This is a genomic window from Pedobacter panaciterrae (assembly GCF_013204795.1).
Classification (GTDB): domain Bacteria; phylum Bacteroidota; class Bacteroidia; order Sphingobacteriales; family Sphingobacteriaceae; genus Pedobacter; species Pedobacter panaciterrae.
The window spans coordinates 162,792-185,616 of the sequence record NZ_JABMKW010000018.1 but is presented as its reverse complement, the minus strand read 5'-3'; the positions used below and the strand labels follow the sequence as shown (position 1 = coordinate 185,616).

Here is a 22,825-nt window from a genome sequence, read left to right as displayed (position 1 = left end):
AAATATTAAAATATAAGTAATACATGCGCGAATTCATTAAGTCTTTTTTTTCATTTGGTTTGGCCACAACAATAGAAAAGCTCATAGCTTTTATGCTAATACCGATTTATACAAGATTCTTTACGAAGGTTGAATTCGGCGTTATTGATTTAATTCAAGTTGTATTAGGTATGGCTTCTATTTTTGCTGTTCTTCAACTTGAGTCTGCTTTACAGCGATATTATTATGAATTTGAAGGAAGGACAAAAAAAGTATATATCTCGACCATCTTTTTTGTTATAGTGGTTTTATCTTTATCAGTAGCCTTAATCCTTACAATTTTTTCCTCTCAAATCTCATTATTAATTTTTAAAACAGCAAATTATTCTACGCTAATTAAATTGGCATCTTGGCAACTACCACTAACCAATTTTTCAATGATAGGTTATATTCTCTTGAGATATGAAAAAGAAAATGTTAGGTTCGTCTTGCTGATTGCAACAAAAGTTGCTATGTCGCTTATTTCAGTCATGATATTTGTGGTTTGGTTAAAGCAGGGGATTAATGGTGTCTTTTATGCTCAGTTAATAGGGTTAGCAGCCTCAACAACTTTTTTATTTTTCTCTATTCGAAAATTTCTAGTTCTTGAAGTTTCCTCTGGCTTATTCACAAGGTCAATTAAGTATGCTTTGCCTTTTTTTCCCGCGAGAGTAGGAAGTGTATTACTTTCCTATGCCAATAGATTTTTTATGGTGGGATATCTAACAATCGCCTCAATAGGGCTTTATTCGCTTTCTTTAAAACTCGCATCAGCGATACAGTTAGTTTATTCAGCATTTATTATGGCTTGGGCGCCATTTATGTTTGAGCAGCTCAAAAAACCTAGTCACAAGGCATTGTTCCCAAGAGTTTTGCTCCTAGTTGCATCCCCAGTGTTTTTATTGGTGGCATTGATTGCACTATTTTCAAAGGAACTGGTGCTTATTATTGCCTCTGCCGAGTTTCAAGAATCCTATCACTACGTAGGTGGTCTATCTTTATATTTTTCCTTGTTTATTTTTAAAGAAATAGTTGATATAGGTCCAAAACATATGGAAAAGACTAAGTATCTTTCATATACCTTTTTCATGTCTGTTATAATAAACGTAGTGAGCTTATACGTGTTTATAAGAATATATGGTATTTATGGGGTTGTCTATTCAATGCTTATTACCAATACATTCTTATTGATAGTAAGTTGGGTAGTATCTAATCGATTGTATTTTATTCCATTTAGTGTTGTAAAATTTGTTTTATTAGCTTTGCCAGCATATATTCTTTCAATAGGATCTATGTATGGCCTCCCATCCTTATCCATTAGAGTGTTAATTTCTTTGATGGTTATAGGCATTTATGGATTTGCCTTTTGGAAGTATTACACTTCATTTAAGAATCAGAATATAAATGATAGTAACTTAAATTTGACCAACTAATAATCTAATGATTTATATACTTATTTTATTATTATTATTACTATTATCCTTCCATTTTGATTTTAATAATCAAAAAGGGGGAGAGAATTTTTGGTACTTGACTGTTCTGTTGATATTAATTGCACTATCAGGATTTAGATATAAAGTTGGAGGAGATACTCTTGCCTATTTTGATTTTTTTAAAGACTATCCATTTATTTCAGACCTTCCAAGGTATGATTTTGCCAATAGCAAATGGGACCCGTTTTGGGTGATATTATCCTCAATTTCAAAATCAATCATTAACGACTTTACCTTTTTTCAATTTCTTCATGCGATAATTCTCAATATTATATTTTTTCGTTTTGTTAGTAAGTATACTTCGTTTCGATTCACTGCAATCTTGGTATACTTTATCTTCTTCTACATTTATTTCAACACGGAAATTATGAGAGAATCTCTCGCAATTTGTTTTTTTTTTATTGGCTTATCCATTTTTAAAGGAGAAAAAATGGATCAAATATTATTCATTAGCAGCTGTCGCTTTCCTCTTTCATTCATCCGCAATTATAATTTTTACGTTTCCCTTATTCAGAAATATTAGAATTGATAAAAGGAGTATAGGCCTACTTATCATCGGATTTGTGATTCTTAATGCAATATTAAACTACTTCCCCACATTAATACAAACAATTCTTTTCTCGGAAAGGTTGTCAAATAGGTTTGAGACGTATTCAGAATTTAAAACAGATATAAATGGCATGCTTAATATATTTTTTTATTATGCCTTTTTACCCTATTTAGTTGTTGCATTAAATAATAAAATACGTCGACGGAAACAACTCTTTGAGGAGCTACACATGCTGTATTTTGTTTTAGTAATGATAGTTGTTTCAATTTCAGGATTTGCTAGAATGTTGAATTATCTAACACCGTTTATGATAATATATTTCGCCGACTTTTTGAATACTCTTTATCAAAGAAGAACTTTTTCTCAATTAAGTGGCCAGGTCGTTTTCCTGATTTTATTAGTTTCTACTATTCCTAAAATTAGATATTATAGCGCTGATACCTCAAAATTTTATAACGGTACACATCGATATAATTTGTATTATCCATATACTTCAATCTTTAATAAGGAGGAGTACAGATTTAGAGATATAATATTTAGAGAAGGTCAGAAAGAATCTTTAAATAGAGATTAGATAATTAAGAGATATAAAGGCAAAGAAATATGGTTACACTTTTAATAAGATCGACTAATTATAATATATGAGAGTTTTGGTTATTGGGAATGGCTCTACGGGTATCGACAACAATGAAAAATTTTTTATAAATAATCATACAGGTGATTTTTTATTGAAAATCAAGGAGTTTCACGATGTGACATTCGTGCAAAATGTTACAAAATTTGATTCAAATAATAACTTGCAGAATTTCGACCTAAAGTCAAATGCAATTAAACATGAGTTAATTCATAATAATAAGAGTTTTAATGGTTTATTTCGACTTTTCAGGTTAATTAAAAAATCCGATTTTATATACATTTTTTTTCCTGGGACATTGGGTAGGATTGCTGGACTAATCTCAATCATATTAAAAAAAAGAACTGGACTTTATATCAGAGGTCAATATTATAAACAGTATAAACTAGATGAAAATATACTAAGAAGTATCAAATTTATCTTAACCGTATCGCCTCATTTTATTAGCGATTTAACTACATATTGTGACGATGTAGAAATTATTACGCCAATGATTTCGATTAAGAAAGAGGATCTTTTTTTGGATCGAGATTACTCCAAGCCAGAAAAATGGAACTTACTATTTGTCGGCCGCGTTGAGGAGAGAAAAGGAATCTATGAATTACTTGAGATAGCGAGCTTCTTGAAACAACGAAATATTGAATTTACATTAAATATTATTGGAGGAGGTGATCTATATAGCCAAATGGGTAATCTTATTGCTAACAAGGGTCTAGAAAATGATGTAAAACTACATGGTCAGATCTCTGACAAAGATGTATTGATGAATTTTTATCGGGCGGCTAATGCTTTTATATTCACATCGCACGACGAGGGATTTCCAAGGGTTCTTTACGAGGCAATGGCTAGCTCATTGCCAATATTTACAACTTTTGTCGGAGGTATTCCTGGAAGGATGATAAGCAAGTATAATTGTATTGAAATACCATGTAAGAATGGTGAAGGATCTGGCGAAATCGTTTTTAATGGGTTATCAGATCTAAAGCTGATGTCCCAAATTGGAACGCAGGGACAGAACACCATTTCAGATATTATAAATGGAGATTCCTTAAGGCATGAACAGCTCCTCTTAAATAAATTAGCTAAATTATCATGAGTTTTCTAATAAAATACTGGAATTTTAAGCCACTTGGCATTCCTAAAATGCTTTTTTTAGTATTCAAGGTTTTATTTGTAACCCTATTTGAGAGAATCTCAAGTCTATTCTGGAGATGGGACATGGGGCGTTGCGGGAAAAACGTTGTTATTCAGTTGGGGACTTCAATTAGACATCCTAAAAATTTACATTTAGGTAATGATATTTCAATTGGTAGGAGGTGTACCATTTTTACTGAGTTTTCAGACAGTAAACTCGTCATAGGTAATAAATCTCAAGTTAATAGTGATTGTATATTAGATTTTTCGGGAGAATTATTGATACTTGAAAACGTTCTAATTTCAGAGGGGGTTAATATAATGACCCACGATCATGGCTATGATCCGCGTTCAAAACCTAATAAGAGGCCATTAACAATAGAGAGTAATGTCTGGATTGGCGCTCACTCAATAATACTTCCTCAGGTTGATTTTATTGGCGAGAATTCAATTATAGCCGCTGGATCAATAGTTACAAAAGATATACCAAGCAATGTAATAGTAGGAGGCAATCCTGCCAGAATTATTAAAAATAGATAATGAAAATTTCCTATCCTTTGCTTTGTTATTATCCATCTCAGGCGGGTGGTCCAGCAAATACACTTTATTGGTTAAATAAAAGTATGGGGACAATGGGGCACCATGCAAATGTAATTTCAACCAAATACGGATTGCCAGATAATGATATCGACTACCAAACCCTCTTCCTTAACTACAATATAAATGTTGAATTTGTGGAAGGAGGTCTTTTGTCATTCCTTGCGCCTAAGAGGGTTCGTAATCTATTAAATGTAGATGTTGTTCATTTTTCTAGTATTTTCTTTTCACCAACACTTTTTATCATTTTTTTTGGGCTTCTATTTAGAAAAACAGTTTTGATTTCCCCAAGGGGAGAGCTGTATCCATCTGCTCTATCTAGGAAAAGCTTAATAAAATCAATATTTATTGGGACTTTGAGACTATTCCAGAAAAGGCTTAATTTTCATGCAACGAACGATTATGAGAAAGATTTAATTGAGCATTATTTTCCAAAAGCACGAGCAATAGCCGTACTTCCAAATTATATAGAGGTGCCAAAGAAAAAGGAAATCTCCAGAAAAAAGCAAATTCTTTTTTTAGGTAGAATTAATCCGATAAAAAATATAGACCTTTTGATAAGATCATATTATAAACTTTCGGCCGAAATTACTCAAGAGTTTAAGTTGGTAATATGTGGCGAAGCTAAGTTGGACTATGAAGCGGAATACTTGATTGGTCTACGAAAGTTAATTTCTGAGCTAGATTTGGATAATAATGTAATATTACTGGATGGAGCCTTTGGTGAAGATAAAGAAATTCTCCTTTCCGAATCCTATTGTACTGTTTTGCCTTCAAAGTCGGAAAACTTTGGTAATGTGGTACTGGAGTCTCTTTGTCAAGCTACTCCTGTTATTGTTTCAAAAAATGCTCCCTGGTCTATTTTAGAAAATTTCAATGCTGGATTTTGGGTTGATTGCACCGAGAAAGCTATAAGCGAGGCCCTCTTTCAAATTATAGCTATGAATGAGAATGAATATAGATTGATGAGAAGTAATGCCCTTTCTTTAGCACTTAGTGAATTTGATATTGGGAAAAATATTTATAAATGGGAGCATTTCTATGAATCCTTAAAATAACAAAGACAAAATCCATGAAATTATGCCCATTTGGCATCATAATAGCGAAGATGGAATTAACGCATTCATTTAAAATAAATATCTGCAGAATGTTTAACTTAATAAGAAATAAGATGAGAATAGCCTTTATTTTTTTGTGTCTCTTACCATTATTGTCCTATAGTCGTTCCAATGATGATGGTATTAACTTAATTGCTTCAGGGAAGTCGTCTTATTCCATCGTTGTACCAGCTGATGCAACTGCTTCTGAGAATTATACAGCTTCGCAGCTTCAAAGCTATTTATTAAAAATTTCTGGTGTTAAATTGGAGCTTATAAGTGAAGCGGCATCTGCTAAGGGTAAAAAATATATTTTTGTCGGATTAACCAATTTTGTTAAAACTAATACTAATGCGGCGACAATTGCAAATTGGGGAAGAGATGGTATCTTAATTAAAACATTAGATGGCAATCTGATAATTAGTGGTGGGAGGCCAAGAGGTGCTCTAAATGCACTGTACCAATTCCTAGAGAATTATCTGGAATGTAGATGGTGGACACCAAAGAATACGTACATTCCTAAAAAACAAAATATCCAGTTAAATGCCATCAATGTAAATTATGTACCCCCCTTTAATTACAGGAATCATTTTATTTACAATACAACGTCAAGCCCAGTCTTTGCCTCTACACTTCGCGAGAATGGCGATGATCAGAAATTAACCGTTCAACAGGGTGGAAACGAGAAAATTTTAGGCTTTGTCCATACTTTTAGTAAAATATTACCGCCGAATATTTACTTTAGACAACATCCGGAGTGGTACTGCGATCCTAATAATCATGACCTTCCTTCCACTTCCAGATCAAAGGAACCTGAATCACAAATTACCCAGCTTTGTATGACTAATGAAGCTTTGTATAAGGAATTTCTCAAGAATACATTAAAGTGGGTAGCTGAAAATCCTTCATATAATATCGTTTCAATCTCTCAAAATGACTATAGGGGATACTGTCATTGTGATGCTTGTCAAAAGGTTATTAAGGAAGAAGGATCGCCTTCAGGGCCACTTTTACGATTTGTAAATAGAATTGCAAATGAGATTGGCAAGAGGTACCCTAATAAGAAAATCGAAACGTTAGCGTATTATTTTTCGTTAAAACCACCAACTAAAACAAAACCTGCTGGAAATGTTATAATAAGAATAGCGCCTATAACTTTGAACTTCGCATATCCATTAAGTAGTGCTCAGAATGCCGATGTGAAAAATATCATAATTCAATGGGCAAAAATAAGTAAAGAGAATTATTATTGGGATTACAATACGAATTTCCGCAATCTAATTCTGCCTCATCCAAGTTTTGATCGGATTGGAGATGATTTAAAGTTTTTGTCCGCTAATAATGTTAAAGGGGTATTTATTCAAGATAATAAATACACAGACGGTTTTGGCTATTTTTTAGATATGCAAGCCTGGGTTGTAGGCCATTTGCTCTGGAATCCAAACTTGGATCAAAAGAAGCTAACAAATGAGTTTATGACAAATTATTATGGGGCCGGAGGAAATTATTTGAGTCAATATATGAATTTGATTAATACCTCCTTTCGTGCAAGTAACAAAAGTTTGACGACCTTTAATACTGACTATTCATTTATTACATTAAATGTCTTGAATAATAGTACAACGATGTTTAATAATGCACTAAAAGTAGCGAAAACGAACAATACATTCTATGATAGAGTGATGAAGGAGAAAACGGCTTTTGACTTTGCCTGGTTGTACTTTTATAATCCCAATAAAAAGGCTGCTATGATAAAAAGAGAAACTTTTTTAGGGCCGGCTAATTATTCAGCGAGTGTGGACAGCCTTTTTGATAGATTAAAGAAATATAATGTTAAGAATATTGACAGAACAATTTCTAATGATAATTATAAAAGAAAATTGCTACCTCAATCTTATTCTAAAAATGAGGACATAAGTAATAGTAGGATTGTTATACAACAAACAGATTTTAAACTTTATAAGGAAGGTACCGTAACAGGGTTCGCCAGTGACAACAATGCTTCTGATAAATTGGTCGCAACTGTGGATGGCACATCCGAGCAATGGGCCATACAAGCATTATTAGGTGACTATAAGGATGCTTTTGATAGCAATAGCAAATGGACAGTAACTGCCTTTGTAGATGTGGATTTGTATAAGCCGGTATCACAATTAGTAAGTCCAGGATTTGTTAACATTGGAATTTATGATACTAAAAGCAAAAAGAACATTGCAGTGAATAAAATATCGGTGACTAAGTTGGCTGGAGTAAATTATACAAAGCTGATATTGCCACCTGTAATCTTGTCTGATGCTGTATATATATGGGTTTCTATTGTTGATAAAAATGGAAACGTCAATAAACTAAAGGTAGATAAGATCGAACTTAATAGAACAAATTAATAATCAGCTTAATGATTTATCCTAATTAAAATATAAATATGTTTAAGAATAAAACTTTACTAATATCAGGCGGGACAGGGTCTTTTGGAAATGCAGTATTGCACCGCTTTTTGCATACTGATCATTTTAAAGAGATTAGAATTTTTTCAAGAGATGAAAAGAAACAGCATGATATGCGTGTTGCATTAAATAATCCAAAACTTAAATTCTACATTGGAGATGTTCGTGATTATAACTCCATAGAACGAGCAATGCGCGGGGTAGATTATGTTTTTCATGCTGCTGCTCTAAAGCAAGTCCCATCATGTGAATTCTTTCCAATCGAGGCTACAAAAACAAATGTATTTGGAACCCAGAATACTATTGATGCGGCAATTGCCAATAAAGTTACAAAAGTTATTTGTTTGAGTACTGACAAGGCAGCTTACCCGATAAATGCTATGGGAATCTCAAAAGCTTTAATGGAAAAAGTAGCAATTGCTGCCTCAAGAAACATTACGGAGAACTCAACGACGATTTGCTTGACAAGATATGGAAATGTAATGGCTTCAAGAGGTTCCGTTATTCCATTGTTTCTACAGCAGATCCAAAATGGAAATGATATTACAATAACTGACCCTAATATGACTCGTTTCTTAATGTCATTGGAAGAAGCAGTAGACCTCGTTTTATTTGCCTTTGAACATGGAAACCAAGGAGATTTATTTGTGAATAAAGCTCCGGCTGGGACGATTGGAGATTTAGCGCAGGCATTAAAGGAAATGTGTAACTCACAAACGCAAGTTAAAATAATCGGAACAAGGCATGGCGAAAAACTTTATGAGACCCTATGTACACGTGAAGAAATGTTGAAAGCTGAGGATATGGGTGAATTTTATAGAATTCCCGCTGATAATAGAGATCTAAATTATAATCAATACTTTTCTGAAGGAGAAGAGGATATTTCAAATGTTGAAGATTACCATTCCCATAATACGAAAAGAGAGGATGTAGAGGGAATGAAGAGATTGCTTTCGAAACTTCCACTTATAAGAAAAGAAGTGTTTGGAGAAAGTGATGTTGTCCAGTATCCGGGATAGTAGAGTGTAAATAGCTATGATTCAAGAAGAAAAAATAGAACTTATTAAGGGAGACATATATACGGATCAAAGAGGTTCATTGCGGTTTTTTAATAACTTTGATTTAGGGCCAATAAAACGCTTTTATGTTTCAGAACATCCTGACGTGAATATTGTGAAAGCGTGGCAAGGTCATAAAAAGGAACAAAAATGGTTCTATGTTATAGCAGGTTCATTCAAGGTGATTTTAGTGCAACCGGATGACTGGGATAACCCCTCAGAAGATTTGGAGTATGAAGAATTTGTTTTGGATGTGAATAAAAATGAAGTGCTAAGCGTTCCAGGAGGACATGCATCTGGCTTTAAAGCTTTATTACCAAATTCTAAATTGATGGTTTTTTCGGATTTTTCATTGGATGATTCATTAAATGATGACTTCAGATATGGGAAAGATCTGTGGTATAAATGGTAAATAAATTTAAACTGAAAACGAATATCTTATATTCAAATACAAATATGAAAAAATTGAAAGTTGCAACAATAGTAGGTACAAGGCCAGAAATTATTAGACTTGCAGAGTGTATAAAGAAATGTGATGATTTTTTTGATCATATATTAATTCATACAGGTCAAAACTACGACTATGAACTTAATGAAATATTTTTTGAGAATTTGGAGTTAAGGAAACCAAACTATTTCTTAAATGTTGCAGGAAGTCATTTAGGAGAAACAATCGGTAATGTAATTGCTAAGTCTTACGAAGTGTTGCAGAAAGAAATGCCGGATGCTTTGTTAGTATTAGGTGATACAAATAGCGTTTTATGTACTATTTCTGCGAAGCGACTGAAGATCCCGATATTTCACATGGAAGCAGGGAATAGATGTTTCGATCAAAATGTGCCAGAAGAAATTAATAGAAAGATATCGGATCATATAAGTGATATTAATTTGACTTATACAGAACACAGTCGTAGATATCTTTTGAGCGAAGGATTTAGAAAAGATCATGTTTTTGTAACTGGCTCTCCGCTAAGAGAGGTACTTACTAAGTATTCCTCACATATTGATGGATCTGATGTTTTGGAAAGGCTTAGTTTAAAAACAAACGGTTTCATAGTTGTAAGCGCCCATCGTGAGGAAAATGTTGACCTTAAGGATCACTTTGATATTTTAGCTGCTAGCCTAAACGCAGTTGCGGAGAAATATAAGATGCCCATTATATTTTCTACTCACCCAAGAACCCAAAAAAGAATTAAAGAAAAAGAGATTACATTTCATCCATTAATACAAAATATTCAACCCTTGGGCTTTTTTGACTATGTAAAGTTGCAGCAACACTCTTATATTGTATTGTCTGATAGCGGCACTATCAGTGAAGAATCAGCTATGATGGGCTTTCCTGCGATTAGTATAAGAACAAGTACTGAACGTCCTGAAGCAATAGATGCAGGGACAATTGTGTTAGGGGGAATTAGTACCGACCAAGTGCTTCAATCTATTGAACTTGTTAAGGGGACCCAAAACAACAAACAGGAACTACCTTGGGAATATAAAGTTGAAAATACCTCTGATAGAGTAGTAAGGGCTATACAAAGTTATACATCAATTGTTAACAGAGTAACTTGGAACAAATGAAAAAAGTATTCATAATAGGATCTAAAGGCATGGCGGGACATGTGATTTACAATTATTTCAAAGAGAATACTAAATTTGAATTGGTAGATATTGCAAGGGGTACCGAATTTCATAAGCCAAGCTATCAAATGGATGTTACAAATTTTCAAGAACTTAAAAAGATACTTGATATTGAAAAACCTGATGTTGTTATCAATTGCATCGGAATTCTAAATAAAGATGCAGAAGAACATCCCGATAAAGCAATTCTATTAAATAGCTATTTACCACATTTCCTCGCTCAAACGGGAACTCAAGTTGGATTTAAGTTGATACATATTAGTACAGACTGTGTATTCAATGGAAAGAAAGGGGGCTATACTGAAATAAGCGAGAAAGATGGAATAGGATTTTATGCGCAGAGTAAAGCATTAGGGGAAGTGTCTTATGGAAGACATTTAACTCTTAGGACCTCTATAATAGGACCAGAATTAAAAGACAATGGAATTGGTCTTTTTCATTGGTTTATGAATCAGGAAGGGACTATTAAAGGATATAGTAGGGCATATTGGACTGGAGTAACAACATTAGAATTATCTAAAGCTCTAGTTGAGAGCATAAAACAAGATATCAGCGGATTACATCATCTAGTAAATGAAAGCAAAATAGACAAATTTGAATTGACTAACTTATTCAAAGATGTATTCAAAAAGAATTTAATTGAGATAGAGCCTTACGATGGATATGTTGTTGATAAGTCATTGATTAGGACCAATACCGAATTTGATTATAGAGTGCCAACATACCCTGTAATGATTAAAGAGATGAAGGGTTGGATAGACAACCACCTTAATTTATATGATTACTAATATGAATCTTGGGGAATGAAAATACTTATTGTTACTCAATATTTTTGGCCTGAGAACTTTAGAATCAATGATTTAGCATTAGCATTAATTGAAAGAGGGCATGATGTTGAAGTATTAACGGGTAAACCAAATTATCCCCAAGGGAAATTTTATGATAGTTATTCTTTCTTTTCGAAAGGACTCGAAATATGGAATGGAGTAAAGATTCATAGGTCACCTTTGATTCCTAGGGGAAATTCTGGAGGGTTAAGGTTAATGCTGAATTATTTGTCTTTTGCATTTTTTAGTATTATAAGAAGTTTCTCTATAGGTGGTGATTTTGATAAAATCCTTGTGTATGAGCCATCTCCTATTACAGTAGGGATCCCGGCTATTTTTATGAAACGCCGAAAAAAAGCTAATATTTATTTTTGGGTACAAGACTTATGGCCTCAAAGTGTTTCCGCTGCAGGAGGAATAACTAATAAATATATTATTAAGCTATTAGATAAAATTACGCAGTGGATCTATAAGGCAAGTGACAAAGTTTTAATACAATCTGAAGCGTTTCGAGAGATTATCAATAAACAGGGAGTCGAAGATAAAAAGATATTGTTCTATCCTAATTCAGTTGAATCAATATTCCAAGTTACGAGTCCTAAAACGGAATTTCTATCACTAATGCCTAAGGGATTTAACATTATGTTTGCTGGTAATATAGGTGAATCACAAGATTTTGAAACAATAATCGAAGCTGCTAAAATTGTTAAGTCTGTCAATCCTGAAATCAAATGGGTAATTCTGGGAGATGGCAGGAAAAAGAGCTATGTGGAAGATAAAATTAAAGAATTCGGATTAGAAGGTAATCTCTACCTTTTAGGATCTTTTCCAGTTAATCAAATGCCTTACTTTTATGCATGTGCAGATTGTTTATTAGTGAGTCTTAAAAGAGATTACATCTTTAGCTTAACTATTCCATCGAAAATTCAGTCTTATTTGGCTTGTGGAAAACCCATTCTGGCCTCATTAGATGGTGAGGGGGGACGAATCATTACCGAAGCTAAAGCCGGATTAGTAGTAGAGTCTGAAAATCCAACTGAGTTAGCAACTCGTGCGATTGATTTTTACAATATGTCTAAAACGGATATTGATCAGATGGGCGTAAATGCACGTAACTATTTTGACGTTAATTTTGAAAGAGAACTATTAGTCGATCGTTTGGAACAAATTTTCTATAATCATGCATAAAATATTACTCACTGGATCAACTGGTTTTGTAGGTACTAATCTTGTAAAACATATTCAAGAAAATAACATTGGTGAAATTTTGTTATTGAGCTTTCGAGAGGCATTACCGACGTCGTTGGAAGGTGATGTTGTTGTACATTTAGCAGGTAAGGCTCATGATCTCAAGAATACGAGTAATCCTCAAGAATACTTTGAAGTGAATTTTGAGAAGACAAGGGATTTGTTCAATCTATTTCTTAATTCTGAGAATAAGGATTTTATCTATTTCAGCAGCGTTAAAGCTGTTGCTGATACAGTTAATGGTGCATTAATAGAAGATGTGATTGCTGACCCTCAAACACCTTACGGCAAATCAAAATTGCAAGCAGAAAGGCATTTACTAAGTAAGAATCTTCCAGTAGGTAAGCGCCTTTTTATTCTTCGTCCTTGTATGATTCATGGACCAGGTAATAAGGGTAATCTAAATTTACTTTATAAAGTTGTAAAAAAAGGGATACCATATCCCTTGGCTGGATTCGAGAATCAACGGTCTTTTTTATCTATCCAAAATCTTAATTATATTATTGAAAAAATATTAACAGATCAAAGCATTCCTGGAGGTATTTATAATGTGGCTGATGATGAACCTTTGTCCACTAATCAGGTAATTGAAATAATGGCGGAAGTACAAGGAAGCAAAGCAAAACTTTGGAGAATAAACTCGGGAATTATCAAAACTATTGCGGCCATTGGCGATAAGCTACATTTACCTTTGAATTCCGAAAGATTAAAGAAGCTCACGGAAAGTTATGTGGTGTCCAATAATAAGATAAAACACGCCTTAAAAATTGAAAATTTGCCCATAAACTCAAAAGAAGGGCTTTTAACAACAATCAGAAGTTTCCGCTCAAGTTAAGATTATGCTTTATATATTTATTTCTATCTTTTTGTTTTTATCGATGTTAATTTACTTCAGAATCGCTGACAAATTCAACATTATAGATAAACCGAACGAAAGGAGCTCACATACAAAAACAACCATACGCGGTGGAGGTATAATTTTTCTCATTGCCATAATCATATCTGGAATATTGGATCAGCAATATCTTATTCCTATGATTGGAGCATCCATTATTGGAATAATAAGTTTTGTGGACGACCGCATTACTCTTTCCAGCAGAATTAGGGTTTTATTTCACCTGGCAGCTGTAACATTGATGTTCTATTTCTTACCGGTGTTTGGAATTCTATCCTGGTGGACTATAGTTGTGCTTTATATTCTTGTAATAGGAATAATTAATGCTTACAATTTCATGGATGGCATTAATGGGATAACGGGATTATACAGTTTAGTCATTTTAGGTGGATTACAGCATGTAAACTTGTACCAGATCTCTTTTGCCGCTCCAGATGTAATCTGGTTTCCAATGATCTCTTGTGTAGTCTTTCTGTATTTCAATTTCAGGAAAAAAGCAAAATGTTTTGCTGGTGATGTTGGCAGCGTGACTATGGCCTTTTGGATAATTATGTTACTGCTGCAATTGATTATAAAAACAAATAACTATACCTATATTTTGTTTTTAGCGGTATATGGCGTAGATGCTGTATTAACAATTATGCACAGACTAATTTTAAAACAGAATATTTTTGAAGCGCATCGTTTGCACTTTTATCAAATATTAGCGAACGAGCAGAAAATACCCCATCTAATTGTTTCTTCTATATATGGAACGTTGCAATTATTAATTATTGCCTTAATAGTTTTTGGAGGAATGAGTTTTTACGTTTTAGGACCAATGATTCTAATTCCTTTGATTTTAGTGTATTTAATATTGAAACCAAAATTAATGCTTAAAGCGGCTTAATCATGGAGAAATCTTATGTAATATATGGTGCAGGTGGGCATGCTAAAGTGGTAATAGACTTGGTATTAGAGCATGAAGGAAGAATTGAATGTGTTTTTGACGACAATGTGGAAGAGGAAAACGCAACATTTATGGGTATTCCAGTCCTAAAGTATGATTCGGAATCATACAAAGATTCAAGGTTAATAATAGCTATTGGCGACAATAAGGTCCGCAAAGCCCTTACTCATAAATTAAAACATAATTTTGCAACCTTAATCCACCCTAAGGCATCAGTTTCTGAATTTGCTTTAATTGGAAAGGGAACGGTTGTTTTGGCAAACGCCGTTATCCAGGCGGAAGTAAGCATTGGTGATCATACAATAGTAAACATAGGTGCATGCGTTGACCATGAAGTGAGTATATCAGATTTTGTACATATTGGCCCTATGGTTTATATTGGGGGAGCAGCATTAATAAAAAATGGAGTAAAAATTGATCCCGGTGTTATCGTGCTTAGAAATACTGAAATAGCTGAAAATAGTCATATTACACCACTTTCTCTGGTTAGTGAGTAAACGTTTATTTGCAAATAACATTATACCTATTTTTGGGTATTTAAAATTTGGTTTAATTATTGTTAGTTTGCTTTCGGATAAAAATCGCCCAATGAATGTTCACTAAACTAGAAATCGTACCGCGCTGGATTATATTCACAATCGATATTTGCTTGAGCGTGTTTGCACTCGTGCTAGCAAAAGTTCTTAAAAATAACTTTATATTAGAAAATATAAATCTGTTAGCACTCTATAAATCGGTATTGCTTGTTGTTGTGGTAAATACCCTCGTTTTTTTTAATATTAAAACCTTTGCTGGTATTGTTCGATATACAAGTGCCCAGGATTCGTTCAGAATTCTATTTGCCGTTGTTTTAAGTTCATTGTCTATTTTCTTTTCAAACGCAATAATTATTGTATTAGGAGGCGACCGGATTCTCAGCAATGTTACTATAATCATATACTCCTTATTTAGCTTCCTGTTCTTAATAACCTACAGAGTGATTGTAAAGTACTTTTTTATGTACATCAAAAACGCTAAGCTGGATAAGATCAGGATAATTATCTATGGTGCAGGCGAAGCAGGAGTTGCGACCAAAAGAACTTTTGATCATGACGCCAAGGTAAATAAAACAATCATTGCCTATGTGGATGACGACTTACGTAAAGTTGGGAAAACCATCGATGGAGTTAAAATCCTTGATGCAGCCACGCTTGAAACCTTAATCATTAAACATGAAGTGGATGAAGTAATATTTGCGTCCTATACCATTCCCTCGGATAGAAAAGAGCAAATCGTTGATGTTTGTTTGGAGAACGATGTTAAGATCCTTAATATCCCACCACCTGATGTTTGGGCTCGTGGTGATGTAAGTACAGCACAGATTCAGAACCTTAACATAGAGGATTTGTTAAATAGGAAACCAATTCAGATCGACACTGAGGGGATAAAAAAGCAACTACAAGACAAAAGGATTCTAATTACTGGTGCTGCGGGATCAATTGGCAGCGAAATAGTAAGACAGGTATTGAAGTTTGAGTCTGGGTTGATCATTCTATGTGATCATAGCGAGACTGCACTTCATCACCTATACCTTGAACTTGAGGAAACTCATAAAGACATTAATTTCCATGCCTTCATTGGCGATGTGAAAGATGAGAAACGTATGAATTTCTTGTTTGATACCTTTAAGCCCCACTACGTGTATCATGCCGCGGCATACAAACACGTGCCTATGATGGAAGATAATCCGGCAGAGGCGATTAAAACGAATGTGCTGGGCACAAAAACAATTGCCGATTTATCGGTAAAGCATGGTGTCCAAAAATTTGTAATGATCTCTACCGATAAAGCAGTTAACCCAACCAATATAATGGGCGCTTCTAAACGCATTGCGGAGATCTACGTACAATCCTTAAACAACTCCCTAACCACAAATGATTTTGTATTTTCAAATGGATTAGGATATATTAATGATTTAAACGTAAAACCCATTACCAGGTTTATTACTACCCGTTTTGGAAATGTTTTAGGATCTAACGGTTCAGTAATCCCAAGGTTTAAGCAACAAATAGAAAAAGGGGGACCCGTAACGGTTACGCATCCTGAAATTACCCGCTATTTTATGACCATCCCCGAAGCGTGTAGGTTAGTGCTTGAAGCAGGTTGCATGGGTAAGGGAGGAGAGATCTTCGTTTTCGATATGGGTAAATCTGTAAAGATTGTTGAGCTGGCGAAGAAGATGATTCGCCTGGCTGGGTTAGTACCTAATGAAGATATAAAAATTACTTATTCTGGTTTAAGACCAGGAGAGAAATTATACGAAGAGCTTTTGAACGATAATGAAAACACTATGCCTACGCATCATGAAAAGATCATGATTGGCAGAGTGCGCGAATATGTTTTCAACGAAATAGAAGCCCAAATCTATAAATTGGTGGATCACGCTTTAATCAATGATAACAGAAAAGTAGTTATCCAGATGAAAACTATTGTTCCGGAATTTAAAAGTAAGAACTCTAAGTTTGAAGAGTTTGATGTCGTTTCCTAATAATTCTTTTGAATTAATTTCCGGTATTTTATGTTTTTGAAACACCGGTAATTAGCCTAAATATGTGCCGGGCCGAAAAAATGCTCAGTTTCACTGTTGCGTTTCGGATACCCTTTTTCAAAATGCTTGCGTGAAAGTGTGCAAACGTTTGATTTTGCCATTAGAACCCGATTTTTAGAAAAAAGGATTATAAAATTCAAGTTTAAAGCTGTAAATTCGACAAATTTTATTACCCATTTTTTATTTACCTATTGAAAAAATATGTGTGGAATAGTTGGTTACATAGGCCATAGAGAAGCCTGGCCTTTAGTTATTAAAGGATTAAAGCGGTTAGAATATCGCGGATACGATAGCGCTGGTATAGCACTAATCAATAATGATGGCTTGAATATATACAAGAAAGCCGGAAAAGTACAGGAACTTGAAAATTTTGCTGAAGGCAAAAATCTTTCTGGAACCATTGGTATTGGACATACCAGATGGGCAACACATGGTGCTCCGTCTGACAGAAATTCGCACCCGCACACTTCGCATAGTGGCGACTTATCCATCATCCATAACGGAATCATTGAAAATTATGCTACCCTGAAAGAAATGCTGATCAGCAAAGGGCATGAGTTTAACAGTGATACGGATACTGAAGTATTGATTCACTTGATTGAAGAAATCTATAAAGAGGAAAACATCGACCTGCTGGAAGCAGTAAGGCTTGCCCTTCATGAAGTGAGCGGAGCTTATGCCATCGTTGTAATGGACGAAGCAAAGCCTGATCAGCTGATTGCAGCAAGAAAAGGTAGTCCTATGGTTATCGGTGTTGGCCAGGGTGAATATTTTATCGCTTCTGATGCGACACCAATTGTAGAATATACTAAAAACGTGATCTACCTGAACGATAACGAAATCGCATTTTTAAAACGCGATGAGTTAGTGATCAAAAAGTTAGATAACGTGGTGCAGACTCCTTATATCCAGGAGTTGAATCTGAAACTGGAAATGCTTGAAAAAGGTGGTTACGACCACTTCATGCTTAAAGAGATTTATGAGCAGCCGCGTTCTGTCAGAGATTGTTTAAGAGGTCGTATCTATCCTAACGAAGGAAGGGTGCAGCTTGGTGGAATCAGCGAGTTTGCACATAAACTGAAAAATGTAGACCGCATTATCATTGTGGCCTGCGGTACTTCGTGGCATGCCGGATTAGTTGGCGAATACTTAATTGAAGAGTACTCCAGAATTCCGGTTGAAGTAGAATATGCTTCGGAATTCAGATACAGAAACCCGATCATTACCGAGAAAGATGTAGTAATTGCGATCTCTCAATCGGGAGAAACTGCTGATACCATGGCTGCTATTGAAATGGCCAAAGAAAAAGGGGCAACTATTTTCGGGGTATGTAATGTGGTTGGTGCGTCTATTCCACGTCTTACACATGCTGGCGCGTATACCCATGCCGGTCCTGAAATTGGTGTGGCTTCAACTAAAGCCTTTACTGCTCAGGTTACCGTGTTAACTTTGATCGCTTTCCACCTTGCACAGCAAAAAGGAACGTTAACGAGCTCAAAATTAACAGAGTTGTTGACCGAATTGGATAACATCCCTCAGAAAATTGAAAAAGCACTGCAATCAGAAGGCTTGATCAAAGAAATCTCTGCTAAATTTAAAGATTCAAGGAACTGCTTATTCTTAGGCAGAGGAAGTGGTTTCCCTGTAGCACTGGAAGGCGCATTAAAGCTTAAGGAGATCTCATACATCCATGCCGAAGGTTATCCTGCTGCAGAAATGAAACACGGTCCTATCGCTTTAATTGATGAGGAGATGCCTGTTGTGGTTATTGCAACCAAAAACTCATCTTACGAAAAAGTAATCAGCAACATTCAGGAAGTTAAAGCCAGAAAAGGAATTGTTTTGGCAATTGTAACAGAAGGTGATACTGAAGTTAGAAAAATGGCAGATTATTGCATCGAGATTCCTGATGCAAGTGAAGCGTTCTTGCCTTTATTGGCTACTATACCATTGCAACTATTGTCTTACCACATTGCAGTAATGAGAGGCTGTAATGTAGATCAACCAAGAAATCTGGCAAAATCGGTTACAGTAGAGTAACATAAGTCATTTTAATGATGTTAAAGGGTCCCAATTGGGACCCTTTTTGTTTGCATATATTTTTTATGTGGTTTATTTTAAGTTTTTTATGTTAATTTATGGTTGTTTTAATGTTAATTATGACTTTTATTAATGATTTTTCTTAATTTTTTGTAATAATCTCAGTATATTTGGTCAATCATTCCTCTTTTTATTGCAATTATTGTGCTTTTTGGGATGATTACGTAGTAATTACTTATGATTGCATGTGAAATGAAGATAAACTATGTATTAAGTTTCTGTTATGTTTGGATTTTTTTAATATTCATTCCTTTTTTAGTCTTTATTTTCATTTTTCTTCAAGATTTTGTAATTGCTTGCTCAAATAAATTACGCACCTCTTTTTGTCGGAACACTTTTTTAGAATCTACCTATTATAGACTATTGCTACCTACCTATGAGAAAAAGAAAACCCAGTATCCCTTTAAAGAATTTAGCAGGATTGCTAATTACATTGTTTATTACTTCCTGCGTCAGCACCAAGAACGTCCCGTACTTTCAGGACATTTCCCTCGCAGATAAATCTGCAATGGAAAAGACGGCTCCATTTACAGACCCTGTAATTCAGCCCGACGACATACTTGCTGTGTCTATTTTTACAATAGATCCCCTAAGCTCGGCAGTGGTTAATCAAACCACCACCGGACAGGCCTTAGGAGCAAGTTCCGCATCTACCATTGGTCAGCAGCAGGTTAGCGGTTATCTGGTTGATAAGAACGGAGAGATTGAACTGGCGGTTATTGGAAAGATCAAGCTTGTGGGATTGACTACTTTTGAAGCAAGAGATCTTATCAGAAAAAAAGCTGCCGAACTTTATAACAATCCCAGTGTTCAGGTACGCTTCGCAAATTTCAAAATTACCATATTAGGAGAGGTGGTAAGACCTGCAGCTTATACCTTGCCGAATGAGAAGGTTAACATTTTAGATGCGATTGGACTTGCCGGCGACCTCACCATTTATGGCAAACGAGAGAATGTATTGCTTATCCGCGACAACAACGGTAAGAAAGAATTCGCCCGCTTTAGCCTGAATTCCTCAGAATTATTTAACAGCCCATATTTTTATTTGAAACAGAACGATGTGATTTACGTAGAGCCAAATAAGGCACGTATAGCTGCGAACAACGCATCGAGAACCCAGACTTTTGCAATACTCGGATCAGCGCTCTCCGTTTTAATTATTTTAATTACAAGGCTTTAATCATTTTTTCATTAGTAATCATCCCCTATGAGTACAAGATCAAATCAACTTCCAAAAGATGAAGGCCTGGATATTAGCAAGCTACTGCCCAAGATTATCAGAAAATGGCCATTAATATTGTTATCGGTAATAGTTTGTTTAGGCCTGGCCTATTTATACCTGCGATACACCACCCCTATGTTCCGGATTTCGGCAAGGGTTTTAGTAAACGATGAAAAAAAGGGAGGTAGCGCGCTTGGCGCCGCAGCCGATGCGCTTGGTGATCTTGGTGGCCTGCTTGGCACCAAAAGCACTGTAGATAATGAAGCAGAAATTCTGCAGACCAGATATCTGATGGAACAGGTGGTGAAGGACATGCACCTTAATATTACCTATATTAAAAAGGGACGTGTTAACGACATAGAAATCTACAAAAGCCCGTTTACAGTTCAATTTGTTGTACCGGAAGATACCATTAAGGCAACAGGTTTTGATCTGGAACTGCTAAAAAATGGCAAAATCTCGCTAAAATCTGGCCTGTTAGATACTGTAGTAGAGTTTAACGGTAAAATCACTTTCCCTAAAGTCGGGACATTTATCATTACCAAAACACCCGGACAGCTTTTTGTTCAAGATGAGCGCTATAAGTTCTCTATTGTTTCTGTAGATGAGAAGGTAGCCGGATTAATGAACGACCTGAGCGTGTCAGTTGGAAATAAGCTGATCACGGTAATTGACCTGAGCATTAATCACCCCATTCCTAAAAAAGGTGAGGACATTTTAACCGAGCTCATTCATAAATACGTTCAGGGAAATATTGATGACAAAAACGAGGTTGCCGACAGTACCATTAAATTTATAAGGAACAGGCTGGCCTTTATCAGCTCGGAACTGGGTGACCTGGAAGGGAACATTCAGGGTTTTAAGCAAAAAAACAACCTTGCCGACATGACCGAGCAATCTAAATTGTTGGTGCAAAATACCAGTTCATTTATGAATGAGTTGTCGAAGGTAGAAACCCAGCTGAGTATCTTATCAAATCTGCAGGAATATTTAAAAGATGAAAGTGGAAACCGCGTACTACCCAGTTCAATTTTGCCGGGAGATATGGTTTTTACGGGATTAATTGATAAGTATAATGCCCTGCTTTTAGACCGCGACAGAAGATTGCTTGGTGTAACGGAAACGAACCCGGTGATTACCAATTTGGATAAGCAGATCAAAAATATGCGCACGGATATGCTGGCCAATCTGATCTCCACCAAAAATGGACTGGAGATTACCAAAGCGCAGTTACAAGGACAGATGAAGTCGGTTGAAGGACAAGTTCAGCAGATACCTGCTACCGAAAGAAATTATTTAAACCTGGCCAGACAACAACAGATTAAGCAGGAGCTATACATCTACCTGATGCAAAAGAGTGAGGAAACGGCGATATCCAAAACCTCTAATATCGCGAATTCGAGAACGATTGATCCGCCAAAATCTGAATTTAAGCCTTTTAGTCCAAAGAAATCTGTAGTGGCACTGGTAGGTTTGTTTATGGGGCTGGCTATCCCAATTGGGATCATCTACCTGCTGGATGTTTTAAATAATAAAATAAATACCAAGGAGGACATCACTGAAGCCACAGAGGTTCCGATTTTGGGAGAAATTAGTCATAGTGATGATTCGGCTAACCTGGCTGTTTCTGACAATTCAAGGTCTGCCATTTCAGAACAGTTCAGGGCATTAAGAACCAATTTGTCCTTTTACCATAACGAAAACGAAAAAACAAAGGTTATTTTGCTTACCTCCAGCATGTCTGGAGAGGGAAAGTCCTTTGTGGCAATTAACCTGGGCAATGTGTTGGCCATTACCGGAAAGCGTGTGTTGCTGATGGAGCTGGATTTAAGAAAACCGGGTATGTCTGGTAAATTAAATACATCTAACGGTGTTGGTTTTACCAATTACGTTGTCGACAAAAGCCTTACCGCTAAGGATATTGTAAAGCCTCTGGATATCCACGAAGACCTGTTTATTGTAAGTTCTGGCCCTATCCCGCCAAACCCTGCGGAAACGTTGTTAAATCCGCGTACCAAGGAGTTAATAGATGAGCTCAGAACGCAGTTTGACTATATAATTATTGATGCCCCGCCAATAGGTATAATTACCGATGCCCAGTTGCTTGAGCCCCATGCTGATGTTTGCCTGTATTTAGTGCGGCATAAGTTTACGCTTAAAAACCAGCTGCATATTGTAGATGATCTGTTCCGTACCAAAAAAATGAAAAAAATAGGAATAGTAATAAACGATATCGTGCTGTCTGATTCCTATGCTTATGGCTATGGTTACGGCTATGGCAGTTATGGAGAGGAAATAGCGAAAAAAGGTTTCTGGAAACGAATTTTTAAAGGGTAA

Annotated in this window: 19 protein-coding genes; all 19 read left to right on the top strand. The window is 35.4% G+C overall.

All coding sequences use genetic code 11. The annotated features are described in order from the left end of the window. Positions 1–23: 23 nt before the first annotated feature. Positions 24–1,451 carry a lipopolysaccharide biosynthesis protein gene (locus tag HQN86_RS16435; RefSeq protein ID WP_172662018.1) on the top strand — a complete coding sequence of 476 codons (1,428 nt, stop codon included), beginning with the start codon at positions 24–26 and terminating at the stop codon, positions 1,449–1,451. A 7-nt stretch (positions 1,452–1,458) separates the two neighbouring features. Then, entirely contained in the window at positions 1,459–2,034 is a 576-nt protein-coding gene (locus HQN86_RS27180) for an EpsG family protein (protein WP_394367895.1), read from the top strand. After that, positions 1,946–2,635 carry an EpsG family protein gene (locus HQN86_RS27175; RefSeq protein WP_394367896.1) on the top strand — a complete coding sequence of 230 codons (690 nt, stop codon included), beginning with the start codon at positions 1,946–1,948 and terminating at the stop codon, positions 2,633–2,635. The genes HQN86_RS27180 and HQN86_RS27175 overlap by 89 nt, the downstream gene beginning before the upstream one ends. A 67-nt stretch (positions 2,636–2,702) precedes the next feature. Continuing rightward, the gene (locus HQN86_RS16425) at positions 2,703–3,791 is read left to right on the top strand and encodes a glycosyltransferase (protein WP_172662016.1); all 1,089 of its coding nucleotides are present in this window, start codon (positions 2,703–2,705) and stop codon (positions 3,789–3,791) included. Beyond that, complete coding sequence (locus HQN86_RS27075) at positions 3,788–4,369, top strand: acyltransferase (RefSeq protein WP_172662015.1); 582 nt, start codon at positions 3,788–3,790, stop codon at positions 4,367–4,369. The genes HQN86_RS16425 and HQN86_RS27075 overlap by 4 nt, the downstream gene beginning before the upstream one ends. Further along, positions 4,369–5,484, top strand: a complete 1,116-nt coding sequence (locus HQN86_RS16415; RefSeq protein ID WP_172662014.1) for a glycosyltransferase — start codon at positions 4,369–4,371, stop codon at positions 5,482–5,484. The genes HQN86_RS27075 and HQN86_RS16415 overlap by 1 nt, the downstream gene beginning before the upstream one ends. 113 nt (positions 5,485–5,597) lie before the next feature. After that, entirely contained in the window at positions 5,598–7,907 is a 2,310-nt protein-coding gene (locus HQN86_RS16410) for a DUF4838 domain-containing protein (protein ID WP_216854436.1), read from the top strand. Between the two features lie 38 nt (positions 7,908–7,945). Further along, on the top strand, positions 7,946–8,986 hold the full coding sequence (locus HQN86_RS16405; RefSeq protein WP_172662012.1) for a polysaccharide biosynthesis protein: 1,041 nt from the start codon (positions 7,946–7,948) through the stop codon (positions 8,984–8,986). Positions 8,987–9,002: 16 nt separating this feature from the next. Next, a complete protein-coding gene (locus HQN86_RS16400) occupies positions 9,003–9,437 on the top strand; it encodes a cupin domain-containing protein (RefSeq protein WP_172662011.1) in 435 nt (144 codons plus the stop codon). Between the two features lie 44 nt (positions 9,438–9,481). Further along, complete coding sequence (gene wecB, locus HQN86_RS16395) at positions 9,482–10,600, top strand: non-hydrolyzing UDP-N-acetylglucosamine 2-epimerase (protein WP_172662010.1); 1,119 nt, start codon at positions 9,482–9,484, stop codon at positions 10,598–10,600. Next, positions 10,597–11,448, top strand: coding sequence for a dTDP-4-dehydrorhamnose reductase family protein (locus HQN86_RS16390; RefSeq protein ID WP_172662009.1), 852 nt, complete (start codon positions 10,597–10,599; stop codon positions 11,446–11,448). The genes wecB and HQN86_RS16390 overlap by 4 nt, the downstream gene beginning before the upstream one ends. Before the next feature lie 15 nt (positions 11,449–11,463). Then, complete coding sequence (locus tag HQN86_RS16385) at positions 11,464–12,675, top strand: glycosyltransferase family 4 protein (RefSeq protein ID WP_172662008.1); 1,212 nt, start codon at positions 11,464–11,466, stop codon at positions 12,673–12,675. Next, positions 12,668–13,570 (top strand): NAD-dependent epimerase/dehydratase family protein, encoded by a 903-nt coding sequence (locus tag HQN86_RS16380; protein ID WP_172662007.1) that lies wholly within the window; start codon positions 12,668–12,670, stop codon positions 13,568–13,570. Before HQN86_RS16385 ends, HQN86_RS16380 begins: the two co-directional genes overlap by 8 nt. A 43-nt stretch (positions 13,571–13,613) precedes the next feature. Then, positions 13,614–14,519: an MraY family glycosyltransferase gene (locus HQN86_RS16375; protein WP_246269661.1), complete on the top strand. Its 906-nt coding sequence runs from the start codon at positions 13,614–13,616 to the stop codon at positions 14,517–14,519. Positions 14,520–14,521: 2 nt separating this feature from the next. Beyond that, positions 14,522–15,076: a NeuD/PglB/VioB family sugar acetyltransferase gene (locus tag HQN86_RS16370; RefSeq protein WP_172662005.1), complete on the top strand. Its 555-nt coding sequence runs from the start codon at positions 14,522–14,524 to the stop codon at positions 15,074–15,076. Positions 15,077–15,171: 95 nt separating this feature from the next. Next, positions 15,172–17,106 (top strand): polysaccharide biosynthesis protein, encoded by a 1,935-nt coding sequence (locus HQN86_RS16365; protein ID WP_172662004.1) that lies wholly within the window; start codon positions 15,172–15,174, stop codon positions 17,104–17,106. Positions 17,107–17,367: 261 nt separating this feature from the next. Beyond that, positions 17,368–19,206 (top strand): glutamine--fructose-6-phosphate transaminase (isomerizing), encoded by a 1,839-nt coding sequence (gene glmS / locus HQN86_RS16360; RefSeq protein ID WP_172662003.1) that lies wholly within the window; start codon positions 17,368–17,370, stop codon positions 19,204–19,206. A 436-nt stretch (positions 19,207–19,642) separates the two neighbouring features. Further along, complete coding sequence (locus HQN86_RS16355) at positions 19,643–20,446, top strand: polysaccharide biosynthesis/export family protein (protein ID WP_172662002.1); 804 nt, start codon at positions 19,643–19,645, stop codon at positions 20,444–20,446. A gap of 27 nt (positions 20,447–20,473) precedes the next feature. Beyond that, positions 20,474–22,825 (top strand): GumC family protein, encoded by a 2,352-nt coding sequence (locus HQN86_RS16350; protein ID WP_172662001.1) that lies wholly within the window; start codon positions 20,474–20,476, stop codon positions 22,823–22,825.

What these genes read in the sequence shown, in the direction of transcription:
- HQN86_RS16435 (WP_172662018.1), top strand. Translation starts at nt 24, where the DNA reads ATGCGCGAATTCATTAAGTCTTTTTTTTCATTTGGTTTGGCCACAACA.
- HQN86_RS27180 (WP_394367895.1), top strand. Translation starts at nt 1,459, where the DNA reads ATGATTTATATACTTATTTTATTATTATTATTACTATTATCCTTCCAT.
- HQN86_RS16425 (WP_172662016.1), top strand. Translation starts at nt 2,703, where the DNA reads ATGAGAGTTTTGGTTATTGGGAATGGCTCTACGGGTATCGACAACAAT.
- HQN86_RS27075 (WP_172662015.1), top strand. Translation starts at nt 3,788, where the DNA reads ATGAGTTTTCTAATAAAATACTGGAATTTTAAGCCACTTGGCATTCCT.
- HQN86_RS16415 (WP_172662014.1), top strand. Translation starts at nt 4,369, where the DNA reads ATGAAAATTTCCTATCCTTTGCTTTGTTATTATCCATCTCAGGCGGGT.
- HQN86_RS16410 (WP_216854436.1), top strand. Translation starts at nt 5,598, where the DNA reads ATGAGAATAGCCTTTATTTTTTTGTGTCTCTTACCATTATTGTCCTAT.
- HQN86_RS16405 (WP_172662012.1), top strand. Translation starts at nt 7,946, where the DNA reads ATGTTTAAGAATAAAACTTTACTAATATCAGGCGGGACAGGGTCTTTT.
- HQN86_RS16400 (WP_172662011.1), top strand. Translation starts at nt 9,003, where the DNA reads ATGATTCAAGAAGAAAAAATAGAACTTATTAAGGGAGACATATATACG.
- wecB (WP_172662010.1), top strand. Translation starts at nt 9,482, where the DNA reads ATGAAAAAATTGAAAGTTGCAACAATAGTAGGTACAAGGCCAGAAATT.
- HQN86_RS16390 (WP_172662009.1), top strand. Translation starts at nt 10,597, where the DNA reads ATGAAAAAAGTATTCATAATAGGATCTAAAGGCATGGCGGGACATGTG.
- HQN86_RS16385 (WP_172662008.1), top strand. Translation starts at nt 11,464, where the DNA reads ATGAAAATACTTATTGTTACTCAATATTTTTGGCCTGAGAACTTTAGA.
- HQN86_RS16380 (WP_172662007.1), top strand. Translation starts at nt 12,668, where the DNA reads ATGCATAAAATATTACTCACTGGATCAACTGGTTTTGTAGGTACTAAT.
- HQN86_RS16375 (WP_246269661.1), top strand. Translation starts at nt 13,614, where the DNA reads ATGTTAATTTACTTCAGAATCGCTGACAAATTCAACATTATAGATAAA.
- HQN86_RS16370 (WP_172662005.1), top strand. Translation starts at nt 14,522, where the DNA reads ATGGAGAAATCTTATGTAATATATGGTGCAGGTGGGCATGCTAAAGTG.
- HQN86_RS16365 (WP_172662004.1), top strand. Translation starts at nt 15,172, where the DNA reads ATGTTCACTAAACTAGAAATCGTACCGCGCTGGATTATATTCACAATC.
- glmS (WP_172662003.1), top strand. Translation starts at nt 17,368, where the DNA reads ATGTGTGGAATAGTTGGTTACATAGGCCATAGAGAAGCCTGGCCTTTA.
- HQN86_RS16355 (WP_172662002.1), top strand. Translation starts at nt 19,643, where the DNA reads ATGAGAAAAAGAAAACCCAGTATCCCTTTAAAGAATTTAGCAGGATTG.
- HQN86_RS16350 (WP_172662001.1), top strand. Translation starts at nt 20,474, where the DNA reads ATGAGTACAAGATCAAATCAACTTCCAAAAGATGAAGGCCTGGATATT.